At 64.0% G+C, this 17,162-nt stretch carries 17 protein-coding genes; 8 read left to right on the forward strand and 9 right to left on the reverse strand.

The window, feature by feature from the left end:
- The first annotated feature begins 172 nt into the window (after positions 1-172).
- Entirely contained in the window at positions 173-391 is a 219-nt protein-coding gene (locus tag IVA98_RS05065) for a hypothetical protein (protein ID WP_247295185.1), read from the forward strand.
- Between the two features lie 13 nt (positions 392-404).
- On the opposite strand, the gene tgt is transcribed toward IVA98_RS05065, so the two are convergent.
- The gene (gene tgt / locus IVA98_RS05070; protein WP_247354349.1) at positions 405-1,550 is read right to left on the reverse strand and encodes a tRNA guanosine(34) transglycosylase Tgt; all 1,146 of its coding nucleotides are present in this window, start codon (positions 1,548-1,550) and stop codon (positions 405-407) included.
- A gap of 243 nt (positions 1,551-1,793) precedes the next feature.
- Here tgt and IVA98_RS05075 point away from each other — a divergent pair, with 243 nt between their 5' ends.
- From IVA98_RS05075 to IVA98_RS05090, 4 genes are all read left to right on the forward strand, one after another.
- The gene (locus IVA98_RS05075; protein WP_247354350.1) at positions 1,794-2,951 is read left to right on the forward strand and encodes a patatin-like phospholipase family protein; all 1,158 of its coding nucleotides are present in this window, start codon (positions 1,794-1,796) and stop codon (positions 2,949-2,951) included.
- 135 nt (positions 2,952-3,086) lie between these two features.
- Positions 3,087-3,830 (forward strand): TetR/AcrR family transcriptional regulator, encoded by a 744-nt coding sequence (locus tag IVA98_RS05080; protein WP_247354441.1) that lies wholly within the window; start codon positions 3,087-3,089, stop codon positions 3,828-3,830.
- 250 nt (positions 3,831-4,080) lie between these two features.
- A complete protein-coding gene (locus IVA98_RS05085; RefSeq protein ID WP_247354351.1) occupies positions 4,081-4,683 on the forward strand; it encodes a PepSY domain-containing protein in 603 nt (200 codons plus the stop codon).
- Between the two features lie 233 nt (positions 4,684-4,916).
- A complete protein-coding gene (locus tag IVA98_RS05090; RefSeq protein ID WP_247354352.1) occupies positions 4,917-5,954 on the forward strand; it encodes an aspartate-semialdehyde dehydrogenase in 1,038 nt (345 codons plus the stop codon).
- Positions 5,955-6,135: 181 nt separating this feature from the next.
- Here the strand turns inward: IVA98_RS05090 and queA are convergent, their stop codons facing one another.
- From queA to coaD, 5 genes are all read right to left on the reverse strand, one after another.
- Positions 6,136-7,209, reverse strand: coding sequence for a tRNA preQ1(34) S-adenosylmethionine ribosyltransferase-isomerase QueA (gene queA / locus IVA98_RS05095; protein ID WP_247354353.1), 1,074 nt, complete (start codon positions 7,207-7,209; stop codon positions 6,136-6,138).
- 141 nt (positions 7,210-7,350) lie between these two features.
- The gene (locus IVA98_RS05100) at positions 7,351-7,815 is read right to left on the reverse strand and encodes a peptidylprolyl isomerase (RefSeq protein ID WP_008563933.1); all 465 of its coding nucleotides are present in this window, start codon (positions 7,813-7,815) and stop codon (positions 7,351-7,353) included.
- Positions 7,812-8,222, reverse strand: a complete 411-nt coding sequence (locus IVA98_RS05105; RefSeq protein WP_247354354.1) for a UCP034077 family protein — start codon at positions 8,220-8,222, stop codon at positions 7,812-7,814. Before IVA98_RS05105 ends, IVA98_RS05100 begins: the two co-directional genes overlap by 4 nt.
- A gap of 9 nt (positions 8,223-8,231) precedes the next feature.
- On the reverse strand, positions 8,232-8,795 hold the full coding sequence (locus IVA98_RS05110) for a peptidylprolyl isomerase (RefSeq protein WP_247354355.1): 564 nt from the start codon (positions 8,793-8,795) through the stop codon (positions 8,232-8,234).
- A gap of 38 nt (positions 8,796-8,833) precedes the next feature.
- Positions 8,834-9,328, reverse strand: coding sequence for a pantetheine-phosphate adenylyltransferase (coaD, locus tag IVA98_RS05115; protein WP_247295205.1), 495 nt, complete (start codon positions 9,326-9,328; stop codon positions 8,834-8,836).
- Positions 9,329-9,574: 246 nt separating this feature from the next.
- On the opposite strand from coaD, the gene IVA98_RS05120 reads away from it, so the two are divergent.
- From IVA98_RS05120 to IVA98_RS05130, 3 genes are all read left to right on the forward strand, one after another.
- Positions 9,575-9,832 carry a hypothetical protein gene (locus tag IVA98_RS05120; protein WP_247354356.1) on the forward strand — a complete coding sequence of 86 codons (258 nt, stop codon included), beginning with the start codon at positions 9,575-9,577 and terminating at the stop codon, positions 9,830-9,832.
- Positions 9,833-10,132: 300 nt separating this feature from the next.
- Positions 10,133-11,986: a potassium transporter Kup gene (locus tag IVA98_RS05125; RefSeq protein ID WP_247354442.1), complete on the forward strand. Its 1,854-nt coding sequence runs from the start codon at positions 10,133-10,135 to the stop codon at positions 11,984-11,986.
- 82 nt (positions 11,987-12,068) lie between these two features.
- Entirely contained in the window at positions 12,069-13,217 is a 1,149-nt protein-coding gene (locus tag IVA98_RS05130; RefSeq protein WP_247354357.1) for a serine hydrolase domain-containing protein, read from the forward strand.
- An 83-nt stretch (positions 13,218-13,300) separates the two neighbouring features.
- On the opposite strand, the gene gyrA is transcribed toward IVA98_RS05130, so the two are convergent.
- From gyrA to IVA98_RS05140, 3 genes are all read right to left on the reverse strand, one after another.
- Complete coding sequence (gene gyrA / locus IVA98_RS05135) at positions 13,301-16,030, reverse strand: DNA gyrase subunit A (protein ID WP_247354358.1); 2,730 nt, start codon at positions 16,028-16,030, stop codon at positions 13,301-13,303.
- Between the two features lie 93 nt (positions 16,031-16,123).
- Complete coding sequence (locus IVA98_RS36910) at positions 16,124-16,246, reverse strand: hypothetical protein (RefSeq protein ID WP_256466510.1); 123 nt, start codon at positions 16,244-16,246, stop codon at positions 16,124-16,126.
- Positions 16,247-16,385: 139 nt separating this feature from the next.
- Positions 16,386-16,880 carry a single-stranded DNA-binding protein gene (locus tag IVA98_RS05140; protein ID WP_247295213.1) on the reverse strand — a complete coding sequence of 165 codons (495 nt, stop codon included), beginning with the start codon at positions 16,878-16,880 and terminating at the stop codon, positions 16,386-16,388.
- Between the last annotated feature and the right edge of the window lie 282 nt (positions 16,881-17,162).

Consider the following 17,162-nt stretch of genomic DNA (forward strand, 5'->3'; position numbering starts at 1 on the left):
ACGGACAGCTTGCGGCGACACGCAAGCGACAATGCAGCACATGTTAAATACGCTGCATCGCAAAATCACGTGAGCTGCCAATATCAGAAAACCAACGCATTTGTGTTGCGACCTCGTCAAGCGCATCTGCTTATGTTAGACTTAAGTCTCAAAGCAGGGAGAGGTCACCACGATGTCAGCAATTGCTGAAGTGTTGTCGACCGTCGCGCTCAACCGCGATCCGCGTTGCAGCGAGTTGCCCACCTGTCCGGTCTGCGCCGACTCCATGGTCGCCGCCGAAGCATCCGCCTACGTCTCGGACCACGTGATCAGCTATCTCTGGACCTGCGATAATTGCGGCTACGGCTTCGTCACCAAGCACGCCGTCAAGCAGCGGTTCGTTTGCAACTGATCGTGGAGTTGCTCTAGCGCGGGGCGATGTCGCCCCTCGCCCAGTCCTCACGCGTAAGCTGATAGAACTCCTCGAACTTGCCGTGTGCGACCGCGTCCCTGATGCCCTGCATCAGGGTTTGATAGTAAGCGACATTGATCTCGGACAGCAGCATCGCCCCCAGCGTCTCGCCTGCCTTGACGAGATGATGCAGATAGGCGCGGGCGCAGCTGCGCGTTGACGGCCATGTGCTCTCCTCATCGAGCGGACGCGGATCTTCGGCGTGGCGCGCGTTGCGCAAATTGACCTGGCCGAAGCGCGTGAAGGCGACGCCGTGACGGCCATTGCGCGTCGGCATCACGCAATCGAACATGTCGACACCGCGCTTGACCGCCTCGAGGATGTCGTCGGGCGTGCCGACGCCCATGAGGTAACGCGGGCGCTCTTGCGGCAGCAGCGGGGCGGTCTCGTCAATCATCGCCAGCATCACCGCCTGCGGCTCGCCGACGGCAAGGCCGCCGATCGCATAGCCGTGGAAGCCGATCTCGACCAGGCCTTGCGCGCTCGCATGGCGAAGCTGCGGCACGTCGCCGCCCTGCACGATGCCGAACAGCATGTAACCGGCGGGCGCGCTCTCGAAGGCCCGCTTGCTGCGCTCGGCCCAACGGAGCGACAGGCGCATCGCGCGCTCGATGTCATCACGCTCGGCCGGTAGCCGCACACATTCGTCCATCTGCATGGCGATGTCGGAGCCCAGCAAGCGCTGCACCTCGATCGAGCGCTCCGGCGACAGCTCGACCTTGGCACCGTCGATATGCGAGCGGAAGGTGACGGCGTGCTCGCTGACCTTGCGCAGATCCGCCAGCGACATCACCTGGAAGCCGCCGGAATCCGTCAGCATCGGCCCGTTCCAGCCGGTGAAGGTCTGCAAGCCGCCAAGCGCCGCGATCCGCTCGGCGCCGGGGCGCAGCATCAGATGATAAGTGTTGCCGAGCACGATGTCGGCGCCGGCGTCGCGCACCTCGCGCCAGTGCATGCCCTTCATGGCACCCGCGGTGCCGACCGGCATGAAGGCCGGCGTCCGCACCACGCCGTGCGGCGTGGTCAGGCGCCCGCTGCGCGCGGCGCCATCGGTAGCGAGCAATTCAAAGTGATTGGGAAGATCATTGTCGGGATTCATGGCGGTGCTTATTGCGTGTCGGAGGACATCGATCAACCCGCCCGAACCATGCCACGGCCGGCCGATGGCTCAACTGAGACACCATTGGAGCCATATCGAGGGTCCGCTGCTCTTGTTAAACAAAACGATACAGTATAGTTTTACTGTGGAGGCTGGACGAGAATGCCGCGGCAGATTTGCCGGCGGCCGCATGAGTGTGATCGCCCGCCACCGACGATGCCCTACCCCTCAAGTTTGACAAACATGTCCGCCCCATCGCAGGGCTGGATAAGGCCGAGAGGCGCCCGCCTGGGCGGAGTCCTGGTCTTGACGTGCAGCCTGGTGCTCGGTGCGTGCACGTCCCTACCCCGCACGCCCTACACGGCCGCTGAAGCCAGCACATCGCGCGTGCTCGACATCGATGGGCTCCGGCGCTACGCCGACGAGCCCGTTACGAAATTCAGTTTCGAGAAAGACAACAGCACCGCGACCAAGACCTACCTGGCGCTATCCGGAGGCGGTGCCGACGGCGCCTATGGCGTCGGCGTGCTGAACGGCTGGACCGCGTCCAGAACCCGTCCCACGTTCTCAGTCGTCTCGGGTGTGAGCACCGGCGGCCTGATCGCGCCGTTTGCATTCCTTGGCTCGCAATATGACGACACGCTGAAGGAGGTCTACACCAGCGGCATCGCCGAGAGCCTCCTGAACGATCCCAGCATCATGCGGGTGCTATTCGGATCCGGCCTGTTCGGCAACACGCGGCTGCGCGAGCTCGTCGCCCGCTATGTCGGACCCGAGATCATGACGCAAGTCGCGCGCGAGAATGCCAAGGGCCGAAAGCTATTGGTGGTGACGACGGATCTCGACACCCAGCGGACCGCGATCTGGGACATGGGCAAGATCGCCGCGGTCGGGACAGCCGAGGCGCTAAAACTGTTTCGCGACGTGATGGCGGCCTCCGCCAGCATTCCGCTGGTTTTTCCGCCGATCATGATCGATGCCGAAGGCCAGGGCCGGCGTTTCCAGGAGATGCATGTCGACGGCGGGGTGACGGCGCCGGTGCTGACGTTGCCGGAAGCCCTGCTGTTCCAAGGCAGCCGCCTGCCGGGCAACGCGAAGATGGACATCTACATCCTCGTCAACAAGAAGATCGAGCGCAATTTCGAGCTCGTCTCCAACAGCACCATCGACGTCGCCTCGCGCAGCCTGTCGTCGATCACCCAGTCGCAGACGCGCTCGATCATCTTCTCCACCTATGATTTCGCCAAGCGCAACCGGCTCGGCTTCCATCTCTCCTACATCGCGCGCGACTATCCGGCGGCGCCCTCGGAAGGGTTCGATACCGCCTATATGCGGGCGCTGTATCAGTACGGATATGACAAGGCGGCTTCCGGCCAGGCCTGGACTTCGACGCTTCCGTGATCCCTCATGACGGAACGAGGCCACAGGGAAACCGTTGATGATACGGTCAAATCGGCCAGATTCGCGATGACGCCCCCGCTGCTGCGCGATATAGAGCGAATGACTGATATTGCGACCGCGCAGGAATCATTGGGCATGGGATTGACTGCGACCAAGACCAGACCGGCTGCGCCACGGCGCGAGGTGCCGAAATCGCGCGGCGGCCGGCCGACGAAGACCGCCGCGATCGAGCGCGATCAGCGGCTGATCGAGGTCGCCACCCGCCTGTTCCTCGATCGCGGCTTCGACGCGACCTCGCTCGACGCGGTCGCGGAAGCGGCCCGGGTCAGCAAGCCCACGGTCTATTCCCGCTACGGCGACAAACGAGGGCTGTTTGCGGCCGTGCTGAGGCGCGAGATCGCACGATGGCTTGCACCGCTGTCGGCAGCCGCGGAGACGCGACTCTCTAGCGCCGCGAATATCTCGGTCGAGCAGCGGCTGGTCGAGATCGGGCGCGAGATGCTCACATTCACCTGCGGTCCCGACGCTGTCGCCTTCAGCCGCATGATGACGTCACAGGCCATCAACTTCCCTGGCGTCGCCAAGCTCGGCAAGGAGGAAGGCTGGCTCAAGGCCGTCGACACCACGGCGCGCTTCTTCGATCACCTGGTGGCGCAAGGCGCACTCGATGTCGAAGACACCACCATTGCAGCCGAGGTGTTTCTCGACGTGGTCGTCGGGCACACCCACCGCATGGCGACGTTCGGAACGGCGCTGGAGCTAAAACCTGCGGAGAAGCGCATGCGTGCGGCGATCAAGCTGTTCCTGGCCGGCGCGCTGGGACCCGCCGACCGCGTCCAGAGCGCCGCAAAGAGCACGCAGCGGCGCCCGTCCCGCTGACAATTCCGTGAGCTCGCGATCAAATCCCCGGAAACCCGCGGCGCGGCCGTTGACCAAATGAAACGATACGGTATGGTTTTGTTATAAGGCGAGACGGACCGCTTTTTCACCAGCCCTAAGGAGGTCCGTACCGCTTCGATCGTCGCGCCGGGTACAGCCCGATGCGGCGCTCCGCGGCCGACCGGTGCCCAAGGTCGGCCGCGAATTCTTTACGATCATCCGGCACACTCGCTGGCCGAGGGTTTCGAGCATGACGACAGCCAAACGATGGACTTCGCAACTGCTTGCGATCGCCTTGCCCGCGCTGCTCCTCGCCGCACCGGCACAGGCGATCATGACCGCAGGCACGCCGACCGCGCTTCACAGCGACACAGATGGTGCTGCCGAAGCGGACCGCCAGGCGGTCAGCCGCGAGATCGAGCGCTTCCGCAGCTCGTCGATCTCGATCAGCCAGGCCATGGCGATCGCAGAAGGCCGACACGCCGGCGCCACAACGGCGGATGTGAGTTTCGACGGAGGCTCCGGCGCCCCGGTCTACCGGGTGAAGACCCTGCACAATGACCGGATCTGGCGCCACACCATTAATGCGTCGACCGGAGAGCTCGTCGGCGGGGAAGCCGCCCTGCCCCTCGCCGAGCTCGACCATGAGGACCGCGACAACCTCGCAGCGCTCGGCGCGATCAGGCACCGCCTCGCCGATGCCGTGCGCGTCGCCGAACGCGCGGCCTCAGGCAGGGCAATCAGCGGCGGGCTGGTGCGCGAACGCGGCCGTCTCAATTTTGCGATTGTCGTGATTAGCGGCGACGACCTCAAGGAGGTCATCCTGGAGCCGCCGGGCGCGCGGGCCAAATAGCGGCGGGCCCGGCCCCGGCATCGACCGGGGCGGAAAGCCATTGACGGCTGCAAGACTCTCCCGCATAAGTCGCCGCCATGTTCGCGACCACCAAACGCACGACCAAAACCACCACGGCCCCAGGGGCCCGGGGAGGCGTGCGCGCGTAGGTCGTCGACTTAAACGCATCAGCTCTACCAAAGCCCCAACCTCGATGGTCCGGGGCTTTTTTGTTGCCTAAATTCTCAAACGCAATGGAGGACAAAGTGAGTAACGATCCCGTCGTCGCGATTGTCGGCGTCACCGGTGCGGTGGGCGCCGAATTCATCGCCACCATGGACAAGCGCGGCTTTCGCGTCGGCAAGCTCAAGGCGCTGGCGAGCGCCCGCTCGGCCGGCAAGACAGTGTCGTTCCGCGGACAACAGGTCGTCATCGAGGAATTGACCGAGCGCGCTTTTGACGGCGTCGACATCGCCCTGTTTTCCGCCGGCGGCAGCATCTCCAAGAAGTTCGCGCCGATCGCGGTCAAGGCCGGCGCGGTCGTGGTCGACAATTCCTCCGCCTTCCGCATGGACCCGAACGTGCCGCTGGTGATCCCCGAGATCAACGCAAGCCGCATTCGTGATCACAAGGGCATCATTGCCAACCCGAACTGCGCCGCGATCACAGCGCTGGTGCCGCTCTGGCCGATCCACCAGAAGAACCGCATCAAGCGCGTGATCATATCGACCTATCAGGCGGCTTCCGGCGCCGGCGCCGCGGCGATGGAGGAGCTCGTCGAATCCACCCGCGCCAATCTCAACGGCCAGGCCTATACGCCAAAGGTGATGCCGCACACCTACGCCTTCAATCTCTTCAACCACAACACCGCGGTCGATCCTGAGACCGGCTACAATGATGAAGAGACCAAGGTCATCAAGGAGACCCGCAAGATCTTCGAGGATGAGACCATTGCCGTCGGCGTTACCTGCGTGCGCGTGCCGGTGCTGCGCGCCCATTGCGAAGCCATCACCTTCGAATGCGAGAAGCCGATCACCGAGGACCAGGTCCGCGCTATCATGGCGCAGGCGCCCGGCGTCAAAGTGGTCGACGACCGCGCCAAGAACTACTTCCCGATGCCGATCGACGCCTCGGGCCAGGACGACGTCCTGGTCGGCCGCATCCGCAAGGACCTCAGCGACCCCACAGGACATTCGATCTCGGTGTTCGTCGCGGCCGATCAGCTGCTCAAGGGCGCGGCATTGAATGCGGTACAGATCGCGGAGCTCTTGCCGCAGCGGGCGATGGCGTAGCGGTCTCGTAGGGCGGGCAAAGCGAAGCGTGCCCACCAATCGACCTCAACTATGCAGATGGAGGGTGGGCACGGCGCTCTGCGCCTTTGCCCATCCAACGGCGGTGTTGTAGCCGCATGAGCGCAGCGAAATGCGGGAAGCCGCAAGGCAGGAATTCCGGATTTCGCTTCGCTCATCCGCCTTACGGCTCTGCCCGGAACAGCAAACACGCATCGCCATACGAATAGAACCGGTAGCCGCTCCCGATGGCGTGCGCATAGGCTCGCTTCATCGTCTCCAGACCCGAGAACGCTGCCACCAGCATGAACAGCGTCGACTTCGGCAGGTGGAAATTGGTCAACAAAATATCGACCGCGCGGAAGCGATAGCCGGGGGTGATGAAGATCGAGGTCTCCGCCGCGAACGGCTGAATGGTGCCGTCCTCGCTTGCCGCGCTCTCGAGCAGGCGCAACGACGTGGTGCCGACGGCGATGATGCGGCCACCGTTCTTGCGCGCGGTGTTGAGCCGCTCCGCCGTCTCGGCCGAGATCGTCCCCCACTCGGCATGCATCTTGTGGCTCTCGGTATCGTCCACCTTGACCGGAAGGAACGTCCCTGCCCCGACATGCAGCGTCACGCGGTTGATGCCGACGCCGCGCTCGCGGAGCGCCTGCTCCAGCGCGGGGGTGAAATGCAGCCCGGCGGTCGGCGCGGCGACGGCGCCTTCGTTCGCCGCGAACATGGTCTGGTAGTCGGCGAGATCCTGGTCATCAGGCGTACGCTTGGAGGCGATATAGGGCGGCAGCGGCGGGCTGCCGAGATCGGCGATGGCCTGGTCGAGCGTGGGCCCGTGAAACGAGAACGACAGCGTCACCTCGCCTTCATTGCCCTTGACCTCGACCTCGGCGTCGAGATGGCCGAGCAGGCAGACCTTGCCTTCATTGCCGAAGCGGATGCGGTCGCCGGCTGTGAGCTTCTTCGCCGGCTTGACCAGCGCCTGCCAGCGCGAGCCGTCGAGACGCTTGATCAGTGTCGCCTCGATCTTCGGCTCGGTCTCGCGGCCGATGCGGCGGCCCTTGAGCTGCGCCGCGATCACCTTGGTGTCGTTGACGACAAGCTGATCGCCCGGCTTCAGCGATTGCGGCAGGTCGGAAATGATCTGGTCGCGCAACGCGCCATTCTCGACGACCAGCATCTTCGCGGAGTCGCGCGGGCTCGCCGGACGCAACGCGATACGCTCGGGCGGCAGGTCGAAATCGAAGAGATCGGTGCGCATATCGAGTTCAGCGCCGCACAGTCAGACCCTCATGGTGAGGAGGCGCGTAGCGCCGTCTCGAACCATGAAGGCCAAACTGCAGCAGCGGCCTTCATCCTTCGAGACGCGCGTTCCGCGCTCCTCGGGATAAGGATCAAGCACTTATTCCTTGTCCGCAGCCATCCGCGCCTTGACGATCTTGTCGGGGTTCTGCACCGGCTCGCCGCGCTTGATTTTGTCGACGTTCTCCATGCCCTCGGTGACTTTGCCCCACACCGTGTACTGGTTATCGAGGAAGCGGGCGTCGTCGAAGCAGATGAAGAACTGGCTGTCGCCGGAATCGGGATTGGCGGCGCGGGCCATCGAGGCGGTGCCGCGCACATGCGGCTCCTTGTTGAACTCGGCCTTCAGCTTCTTGCCGGAGCCCCCGGTGCCGGTGCCCTGCGGGCAGCCGGTCTGCGCCATGAAGCCGTCGATCACGCGATGGAACACGATGCCGTCGTAAAAGCCCTCGCGGACCAGCTCCTTGATGCGCGCGACATGGCCGGGCGCCAGATCAGGCCGCATCTCGATGGTGACGGGGCCCTGCGTGGTCTCGAGGATCAGGGTGTTTTCGGTGACGCTCATGCTCGTCTCTCTTGCGTTGGGGGTGAAGTCTTCCGGCTGCGGAACTGAATTGCGAATGGACGCCCCGCAGCGGCGCCGGCCATTGCCTCGGTAAATGGCATCGGCGTGCAGCGTTGCAACGCCTCCATTACCGCGATCCGGTATTGCAGCCGGTCATCGTCGGAGGCCTCCGCGGATTCATAGGTAATCCTCGGATGGCCCAGAATGTTTCCGGCCCGGTTAAAGCTCACGACGACGGTGATGTCGAGTGGGCGCGCCTTGGCCGGCGGCGGCGGCTTCCAGCAGGTGCGCAGATGCCGGAAAATGTCCTGAATGGTGTTGACCTGCGCATCCGCGGCGGCCGCTCCGGGGATGCCGAGCAGCAGCATCGCGGCAACCAGCAGGAGCTTGCCACCGCGGCGCGCCATCGGCCTCTCCTATTTGATGTCGGATGCGACCTGCACCTTCACCATCTTGTCGGGATCGGTGACGGTGCCGCCGGCCGAGCCGGGCGGTGCCTTCTTCAGCTTGTCCACGACCTCCATGCCCTGCACGACCTCGCCGATCACCGTGTACTGGTTATCAAGGCTGCCGCCGTCGGCGAACATGATGAAGAACTGCGAGTTGGCGCTGTCGACGCTGTCACCGCGCCGCGCCATCCCGACGATCCCGCGCGCAAAATGCACCTTGGAGAATTCCTGCTTCAGGTTCGGATATTTCGAGCCGCCGGTGCCGTTGCCATTCTGGCCGTCGCCGGTCTGCGCCATGAAGCCGTCCATCACGCGATGAAACGGCACATTGTTGTAGAAGCCTTCACGTGCGAGCTGCTTGATGCGCTCGGCATGCTGGGGCGCGATGTCGGTCCTGAGCTTGATGACGATGCGGCCCTTGGTGCTGTCGATGACGATGGCGTTGGCCTTGTCGAGGTTCGCCGGCAATTGCTGCGCCACCGCCGGCGCCGCGAACACGAGCGCGGCAAGAACTGCGAGAATTCGGATCATGACAACTCCGGATCAGATGAGGAAGAAGCGCGCCGTTATCAGGCGAATTTTGCCTTGAGCTGTGCCGCAACGAGCGGCGGGACGAAGGCCGAAACGTCTCCGCCCATGCCGGCGATCTGGCGCACCAAAGTGGCGGTGATCGGGCGAACCATGGGGGAGGCCGGCAGGAACACCGTATGCACCTCCGGCGCCATGGCCTCGTTCATGCCGGCAAGCTGCATCTCGTAATCGAGGTCGCTGCCGTCGCGCAGGCCCCGGATCATGATGGTCGCGCCGTGCTTGCGCGCCGAAGTAACCGACAGATCGTCAAAGGTGACGGCTTCGAGCACGCAGCCGGCCTGGGCCGCCACCGGCCCGCAGACGTCGTGCAGCATCTTCAGCCGCTCCTCGGTGGAGAACAGCGGCTTCTTGCCGGGGTGGACTCCAATTGCGACAACCAGCCTGTCGCACAGCGAGACGCTGTGCCGGACCACGTCCAGATGGCCGTTGGTGATGGGGTCGAAGGAACCGGGATAGAAGGCGATGCGCGGCATGGCTCCTCCTACCGCGCCCGGCCCGGGCCGGCAAGTCGGGCGGGTTCCCTGCCGGTTTTTTCCGCAAACCATGTCGGAATCCCTCGAATTGTTTCGTCCTGGGGGCGGCCACGAAACAAAGGGCGCATCCACGAAACCATTTCCCGCTCCGGCGAAGACGTCTGGAAACTGGCCATGGTTACTAATCCAGCCAACGAATGACGGGCCGCACACAAGGCGCAGCGGCCGCATCACAGGGGACTGTCAATGATCAAGGCTCTTTCGGCGATCGCCATCTCTGCATGTGCTGCTGCCGCCCTCACCCTGCTGCCCGGCTTCGCCCCGACCGTCGAGGCCAGCGTGCCGCAGCCGCTGGCCAAGAGCGACCGGCTCGACATCCGCAGCATCGGCAAGGACTGCTCGCAGCAGGCCTGGCCCAACTTCGAAGCCTCGTGCCTGCGCCGCGCCGGCACCAAGGCCAATGTCCGCGAGGCACGCCTCGTGACTGCCGATCGGACCCCTTAGTCGGACCTGTCAGTTTCACGTCAGCCACAGCGCGATGAGATCAGGATGAATCGTCATCGCGCTTTAGGTTGTTGTTTGAGCATGATCTTTTCGAAAAACCGCTGGGCACTTTTCGGGGTCATGCGCTAGCCGGCTAGACCCAATACAAACCCCATGGATATTTGCGACGTCTCGTCGCAGACTGCGTGATGCTCGCGCTCGCCGGAATGATCCGTCGGGCGCGATTCCCATCGGGGGTCGCCATTGTCTAGTACGCCCGCAGTCGCTTCCGGCCATCATCCCGATCCGCTGCCGCTTGCCATGACCATGGGCGCCCTTGGGGTGGTCTATGGCGATATCGGCACCAGTCCCCTCTACGCCCTGAAGGAAGCCGCCAAGGCGGCTGCCCATGGCGGCACGTTAAGCCACGATGCTGTCCTGGGGGTTGCCTCGCTGATTCTCTGGGCGCTGCTGCTCATCATCTCGCTCAAATATGCGTTGTTGATCCTGCGCGCGGACAATCGCGGCGAAGGCGGCATCGTCGCGCTGCTGGCGCTGCTGCACGCCCGCAATGCCCAGCCTGGCACCTGGCGGGCGCATCTGCTGGTCGTCGGCCTCGTCGGCGCCGCCCTGCTCTATGGCGACGGCGCGATCACCCCCGCGATCTCCGTGCTCAGCGCCATCGAGGGCCTCAAGGTCGACGCCCCCTCGCTTGCGCCCGTCGTCGTGCCCGTCACCATCGCGATCCTGATCGGCCTGTTCATGATTCAAAAGCAGGGCACCGGCTTCATCGGCCGCATCTTCGGCCCGGTGATGCTGGCCTGGTTCGTCGTGCTTGCCGCGCTTGGCATCCACGGCATTGTCAAGGCGCCCGCGGTGCTGGCGGCGCTAAGCCCGCTCTATGCCGTCGACTTCCTGATCCACCAGGATTTCCGTATCTCCTTCGGAATCCTCGGCGCCGCTTTCCTCGCCGTGACCGGGGGCGAAGCCATGTATGCCGACATGGGGCATTTCGGCCGCTTGCCGATCCGGCTCGCCTGGTTCGCGGTCTGCCTGCCCGCGCTGGTGCTGAACTATTTCGGTCAGGCCGCGCTCCTGATCACCGATCCTGCCATGATCGAGAATCCGTTCTTCCAGCTCTGCCCCGACGCCCTGCACTATCCGCTCGTCGCCTTCTCCGCGGTTGCGACCGTGATCGCCTCACAGGCGATCATCTCCGGTGTGTTCTCGCTGACCCAGCAGTCGATCCAGCTCGGCTTCCTGCCGCGCATGCTGATCCGCCACACCACCAGCGCTGCGATCGGCCAGATCTACGTGCCGCTGGTGAACTGGCTGCTGGCCGCCGCAACGTTGGGAGCGGTCCTGAGCTTCGGCACGTCGGACGCGCTCGCCGGCGCCTACGGCATCGCGGTGTCGCTGCTGATGGCAATCACCACGTTGCTCGCGGCCCTGGTGGCGATCCAATGGGGATATTCGCCCTGGCTCGTGGTGGCCGTGAACGGCACCTTCTTCGTGATCGACGTGATCTTCTTCTCCGCCAATTCGATCAAGCTGTTCGAGGGCGGCTGGTTTCCGCTGCTGCTCGCCGGCCTCGTCGCCTTCCTGATGCTGACCTGGCGCGCCGGCGTGAAGCTGGTCGAGGCGGCGCGGGCGAAGCTGCGCCAGCCGGAAGAAGACCTGATCGAGACCGCGGTCAACAAATGCCGCGCCAGGCTGCCGGGGATTGCCGTGTTCCTCGCCTCCGCGCCGCGCGGCGTGCCGCTGGCGCTGACCCAGTTCGTCAAGCACAACCGCGTGCTGCACGAACGCGTGCTGCTCGTCACCGTGCTGATCGAGGAATCCCCGCACATTCCCGACGCAGAACGGGCCGAGGTGATCGAGATCATTCCCGGCATCACCCGCGTGATCCTGCATTACGGCTTCATGCAGAACCCGACGATCTATGAGGGATTGGGGTTCGTCGGGCGCCTCGGCAAGCTGCCCGGCATCGATCTCTCCGACGTCACCTACTATGTCGGCCGCGAGACCATCATCCCGCGCGAGGACGTGCCGGGCATGTGGGTCTGGCGCGAAAGCGTATTCGCTTTCCTCCAGCGCAATGCCGAACGCTCGGCCGCGTTCTTCGGCGTGCCGACCAAGCAGGTAGTGGAGTTCGGCACCGAGCTGGAGATTTAGCGCCCAGCGTGCAGGAGCGACCCGCTGCTACGACGAGGCGACAGAAGGCGAGCGAGAATTTGGAATGAGACGGCGCCAGTTTATGTCCCTTCTCGGCGGAGCTGCGCTGGCGCCACTCACCGCACGACGTGTGTACGGCGGCCTATCCGACGGCTGCGGTATCCCGGTCGCGCAAGACGACGGCTGGCCAGTTGCCTCCGTGACGGAGGACAAGCTCATCGACCGCGATGCACTCTGCCGGATGGCTGATCGACTCGCGGCCAACACCAATGTGCACGCCGTTCTGGTCGCACACGGCGGCAGGCTGGTGTTCGAGCGCTACTTCAGAGGTGACGATGAGATTCCCGGACGCTTTTACGGTCACCGGGTAGAAAACGTCACTTTCGATGCCGCTACACTGCACAACTTGAAATCGGTTTCGAAGAGCGTCGCGTCCCTCGCAGTCGGGATCGCGATCGATCGGGGGCTCATACGCGGCGTCAACGAACCGATCTTCAGCTTCTTCCCCGAATTGTCCGACTTGCGTACCCCGGAAAAGGATCGCATCCAGCTATTGCACGTGCTCGGCATGTCGATGGGTCTGGAGTGGGTGGAAGCGACTCCGGCCACCGGAGACTACAACAACGACGAGGCGCGCATGCATATGGCATGGGATCCGTGCCGTTACGTGCTCGGTCTTCCGATTACCGCCCCGGCCGGACAGGAATTCTTCTACAACACCGGCGCGCTCAGGCTGGTATCGGCCATTATCCGTAAGGTGACAGGACGCCCCCTCGACGAATTTGCGCACGCCGCGTTGTTCGAACCCTTGGGCATCACCAACGCAGAGTGGATGAGGGTCAGAGGCGACACCGATGCCGGAGGCGGCTTGCGTCTACGACCGCGCGACATGGCGAAGATCGGCCAGCTCATTCTCGCGGGCGGTCGCTGGAAGGACCGCCAGATCGTTTCGAAGGCATGGATCGAAACATCGACGGCACCGAACCTTAAGGCCACCGACAACCAGTTGTATGGATACTTGTGGTGGCTCGGTCGCTCCCGACTCAATGGGCGTGACATCCATTGGGTCGGCGCGTTAGGTCGAGGTGGGCAGTCGATCCGTATCGTCCAGGAACTCGATCTGATTGTCGCGGTGACAGCGGGATACTACCAGGATTACAGCCCCCGAGCCTTTCAAGTGCAGTACGGCGTTTTCAGAGACGTCTTGCGGGCGACCTCACTTCCGGGTTGAACGGCGTTCACTGCTTCTCGGCGAACCGGACATGCCGCAAAGAACGGAGGCGGAATGCGCCGATTGGCGGCTGTTCAGAACCGTCATTCCCCATTCGTGCCGTTGCTCTCCGCCTCTTCCGTGATGTGCTCGACCGAGACGACGTGCTCGTCCTCGGCGGTGTCGAACACTATCACGCCCTGGGTCGAGCGGCCGGCGATGCGGATGCCCTCGACCGGGCAGCGGATCAGCTGACCCTTGTCGGTGACCAGCATGATCTGATCGGCATCCTCCACGGGGAAGGACGCAACCAAGTTGCCGTTGCGGTTGTTGACGCTCATGGCGACGATGCCTTTGCCGCCCCGTCCCGTGGTGCGGTACTCGTACGACGAGGTGCGCTTGCCGTAGCCATTGACCGAGACGGTGAGCACGACCTGCTCCTGCGCCGACATCTCGGCGTAACGCTCCTGGGCAAGCTGGAAGCTGCCGGAGGTCTCCTCGGCCTCTCCGTCCGCGGCGGTCTCCTCAGTCGCGGCTTCGCCGGCGACTGCACGGCGCATCTTCAGGTACGCCGAGCGCTCGTCCGATGTGGTCTCGACATGGCGCAGGATCGCCAGCGAAATCACCTTGTCGCCCTCGCCAAGCGCAATACCGCGCACGCCCATCGAGGTGCGCCCGGTGAACACGCGCACGTCGGTAACGGGGAAGCGGATGCACTGGCCGCCGGCGGCGGTCAGCAGCACGTCGTCGTGCTCGGTGCAGATCTGCACGTCGACGATCGCCTCGTTGTCGTCGAGCTTCATCGCGATGATGCCGGAGCGGCGGACATCGACGAAGTCGGACAGCTTGTTGCGCCGGACGTTGCCACCTGTGGTGGCGAACATCACGTCGAGATTGCCCCAGGTCGATTCATCCTCGGGCAGCGGCATGATGGTGGTGATGCGCTCGCCCTGCTCCAACGGCAGGATGTTGATCAGCGCCTTGCCGCGCGCGTTCGGCGCAGCCATCGGCAGGCGCCAGACCTTTTCCTTGTAGACCTGGCCGCGTGAGGAGAAGAACAGCACCGGCGTGTGCGTAGAGGCGACGAACAGGCGGCTGACGAAATCCTCGTCGCGGGTCTGCATGCCGGCACGGCCCTTGCCGCCGCGGCGCTGCGCCCGGTAGGCCGACAGCGGCACGCGCTTGACGTAGCCGGCGTGGGAGACGGTGACGACCATGTCCTCGCGCTGGATCAGGTCCTCATCCTCGACCTCGCCTTCCTGCTCCATGATCACGGTGCGGCGCGGCGTGGCGAACTCGGCCTTCACCTCGGCGAGCTCGGTCCTGATGATGTCGAGGATGCGGGCGCGCGAGCGCAGGATCTCCAGATAGTCGCCGATCTCGCCGGCGAGTTTTGACAGCTCGTCGCCAATCTCGTCGCGGCCAAGCGCAGTGAGCCGCGCCAGACGCAATTCCAGAATGGCCTTGGCCTGATCCAGCGACAGGCGGATGGTGCCGTCCTCGTTGATGCGGTGGCGCGGATCGTCGATCAGCGTAATGATGTCCTCGACGTCGCGCGCCGGCCAGTCTCGCGTCATCAGGGTGTCGCGCGCAGCCGCCGGAGTGGGCGAGGTGCGGATCACCTTGATGATCTCGTCGATGTTGGCGACCGCGATGGCGAGGCCGACCTGCTCATGCGCGCGCTCGCGCGCCTTGCGCAACTTGTACTTGGTCCGGCGCGTGACGACCTGCTCCCGGAAGCCGACGAAGATCGTCAGCATGTCCTTCAGGTTCATCGTTTGCGGACGGCCGGAATCGAGCGCGACGGCGTTGACGCCGAAGCTGGTCTGGAGCGGCGTGAACTTGTAGAGCTGATTCAGCACCACGTCGGGCATGGCATCGCGCTTGAGCTCGACGACGACGCGGTAGCCATCACGGTCGGACTCGTCGCGCAGGTCGGAGATGCCCTCGATCTTCTTTTCCTTGTAGAGCTCGGCGATGCGCTCGACCATCGTCGCCTTATTCACCTGATACGGGATCTCGGTGATGACGATCGCCTCGCGCTCCTTCCGGATCGTCTCGAAGGTGACCTTGCCACGCATCACGATGGAGCCGCGGCCGAGATGGTAGGCGCTGCGGATGCCCTGGCGGCCGAGAATGATGCCGCCGGTCGGGAAGTCCGGGCCCGGGATGATGTTGGTGAGCTCGTCGATGGTCAGCGAAGGATTGTCGATCAACGCCAGGCAGGCGTCGATGACCTCGCCGAGATTGTGCGGCGGAATGTTGGTGGCCATGCCGACGGCGATGCCGCCGGCGCCGTTGACCAGCAGGTTAGGGAACCGTGCCGGCAGAACCACCGGTTCTTTGCTCGAGCCGTCGTAATTGTCCTGAAAGTCGACGGTCTCGTTGTCGATGTCGTCGAGCAGCTTCAGCGCGATCTTGGTTAGGCGCGACTCGGTGTAGCGCATCGCCGCCGGCGGATCGCCGTCGACCGAGCCGAAATTGCCCTGCCCGTCCACCAGCAATTCGCGCATCGAAAAAGGCTGCGCCATGCGCACCAGCGCGTCATAGATCGCCTGGTCACCATGCGGATGGTATTGGCCCATGACGTCGCCGACGATACCGGCCGACTTCTTGTGCTTCTTGTCCGGCGTATAGCCTTCCTCGTTCATCGAGAACAGGATGCGGCGATGCACCGGCTTCAGGCCGTCGCGCGCGTCGGGCAGCGCGCGCGACACGATCACGCTCATGGCGTAATCGAGGTAGGACTTCTTCATCTCGTCGAGGATGGAGACGGGGCGAATGTCCGAGGGTTGCGCCGGCTGGTTGCCGGGCTTGTTTTCGTCGTCAGCCAAGGGGAAATCCGGTCAGGTTTATCTGGGAATCATATAGCGCATCGGGGCCGCGATAACTACCCTCGCGAAGGTCAGGGCAAGCGATTTTTCCGCCTATTTTTCCAACAACTTAAGCCCTTCCGAGCCCCGCTCCCGACAGGTGCGGAAGCGGCCTTCGGCAATGGCCTCCATCGCCTCAAGATCGCGCTGCGAGTGCCCTGTCAGAATATCTGTCATGGCGCAATCCGAGCTCACGTCAAACATGAAGCGGGCCCGGAAAATCCGAGCCCACCCCGCCGATGAACATGAATTGCTGACACGGCACACCAGGCGGAGCCCGACCAGGCAATGCGCCTCGGCCGCGTGATCCGGGTTCTCAGAACGGGATATCGTCGTCCATGTCGCTGTTGCGGCCACCGCCAGCGGCAACGGGACGGCGCGGAGCGCTGCTTACGGGACCGGACGAGCCGAAGTCGCCGCTGGGTTCGTCGCCGAAGCTGCCGCCGCCTCCGCCGCCACCGCGACCGTCGAGCATCGTCAGGGTCGAGTTGAAGCCCTGGAGCACGACCTCGGTCGAGTACTTCTCGACGCCGCTCTGGTCGGTCCATTTGCGGGTCTGGAGCGCGCCCTCGATGTAGACCTTCGCGCCCTTCTTCAGGTACTGCTCGGCGACCTTGCACAGCCCTTCATTGAAGATCACGACGCGATGCCATTCGGTCTTTTCCTTGCGCTCGCCGGTGTTCTTGTCGCGCCAGGTCTCAGAGGTGGCGATGCTCAAATTGGCGATCGGTCGCCCGTCCTGGGTGCGGCGGATTTCGGGATCCTTGCCGAGATTTCCAACCAGAATGACCTTGTTGACGCTTCCCGCCATCGCCGCTCTCCACTCCAATGCCACTGAATTTCAAAGGCCGAGTCCGCTCTCTGCGTTCCTCCGCCGCCCGTTGAGGCGACCCTATACGCTTGCGGGCGCCGCTCAGCCCATCACCCCTCGGGTTATCCCCACATATAGCACCGCCATTGGGTTTGTTCCAGATTTGTTCTTTGTGACGATCGGGGCGGACATCGGGCTCTTCGAGCCGCGATGGTGGTGATCAAGGCAGTCGCTCGATGGAACTTTTTTGGGTTCCCGCGAACGGCAGAAACCGCTTAACAT

The sequence above is a fragment of the Bradyrhizobium sp. 160 genome (assembly GCF_023073735.1).
In the GTDB taxonomy this organism is placed as follows: Bacteria; Pseudomonadota; Alphaproteobacteria; order Rhizobiales; family Xanthobacteraceae; genus Bradyrhizobium.

Coding starts and splice junctions, on each gene's coding strand:
- tgt (WP_247354349.1), bottom strand. CDS start 1,550: ATGAATCCCGACAATGATCTTCCCAATCACTTTGAATTGCTCGCTACC.
- IVA98_RS05100 (WP_008563933.1), bottom strand. CDS start 7,815: ATGAGCGTCACCGAAAACACCCTGATCCTCGAGACCACGCAGGGCCCC.
- IVA98_RS05125 (WP_247354442.1), top strand. CDS start 10,133: ATGACCATGGGCGCCCTTGGGGTGGTCTATGGCGATATCGGCACCAGT.
- IVA98_RS05085 (WP_247354351.1), top strand. CDS start 4,081: ATGACGACAGCCAAACGATGGACTTCGCAACTGCTTGCGATCGCCTTG.
- queA (WP_247354353.1), bottom strand. CDS start 7,209: ATGCGCACCGATCTCTTCGATTTCGACCTGCCGCCCGAGCGTATCGCG.
- IVA98_RS05140 (WP_247295213.1), bottom strand. CDS start 16,880: ATGGCGGGAAGCGTCAACAAGGTCATTCTGGTTGGAAATCTCGGCAAG.
- IVA98_RS05090 (WP_247354352.1), top strand. CDS start 4,917: ATGGAGGACAAAGTGAGTAACGATCCCGTCGTCGCGATTGTCGGCGTC.
- IVA98_RS05080 (WP_247354441.1), top strand. CDS start 3,087: ATGGGATTGACTGCGACCAAGACCAGACCGGCTGCGCCACGGCGCGAG.
- IVA98_RS05065 (WP_247295185.1), top strand. CDS start 173: ATGTCAGCAATTGCTGAAGTGTTGTCGACCGTCGCGCTCAACCGCGAT.
- IVA98_RS05110 (WP_247354355.1), bottom strand. CDS start 8,795: ATGATCCGAATTCTCGCAGTTCTTGCCGCGCTCGTGTTCGCGGCGCCG.
- coaD (WP_247295205.1), bottom strand. CDS start 9,328: ATGCCGCGCATCGCCTTCTATCCCGGTTCCTTCGACCCCATCACCAAC.
- IVA98_RS05130 (WP_247354357.1), top strand. CDS start 12,069: ATGTCCCTTCTCGGCGGAGCTGCGCTGGCGCCACTCACCGCACGACGT.
- IVA98_RS05075 (WP_247354350.1), top strand. CDS start 1,794: ATGTCCGCCCCATCGCAGGGCTGGATAAGGCCGAGAGGCGCCCGCCTG.
- IVA98_RS05120 (WP_247354356.1), top strand. CDS start 9,575: ATGATCAAGGCTCTTTCGGCGATCGCCATCTCTGCATGTGCTGCTGCC.
- IVA98_RS36910 (WP_256466510.1), bottom strand. CDS start 16,246: ATGACAGATATTCTGACAGGGCACTCGCAGCGCGATCTTGAGGCGATG.
- IVA98_RS05105 (WP_247354354.1), bottom strand. CDS start 8,222: ATGGCGCGCCGCGGTGGCAAGCTCCTGCTGGTTGCCGCGATGCTGCTG.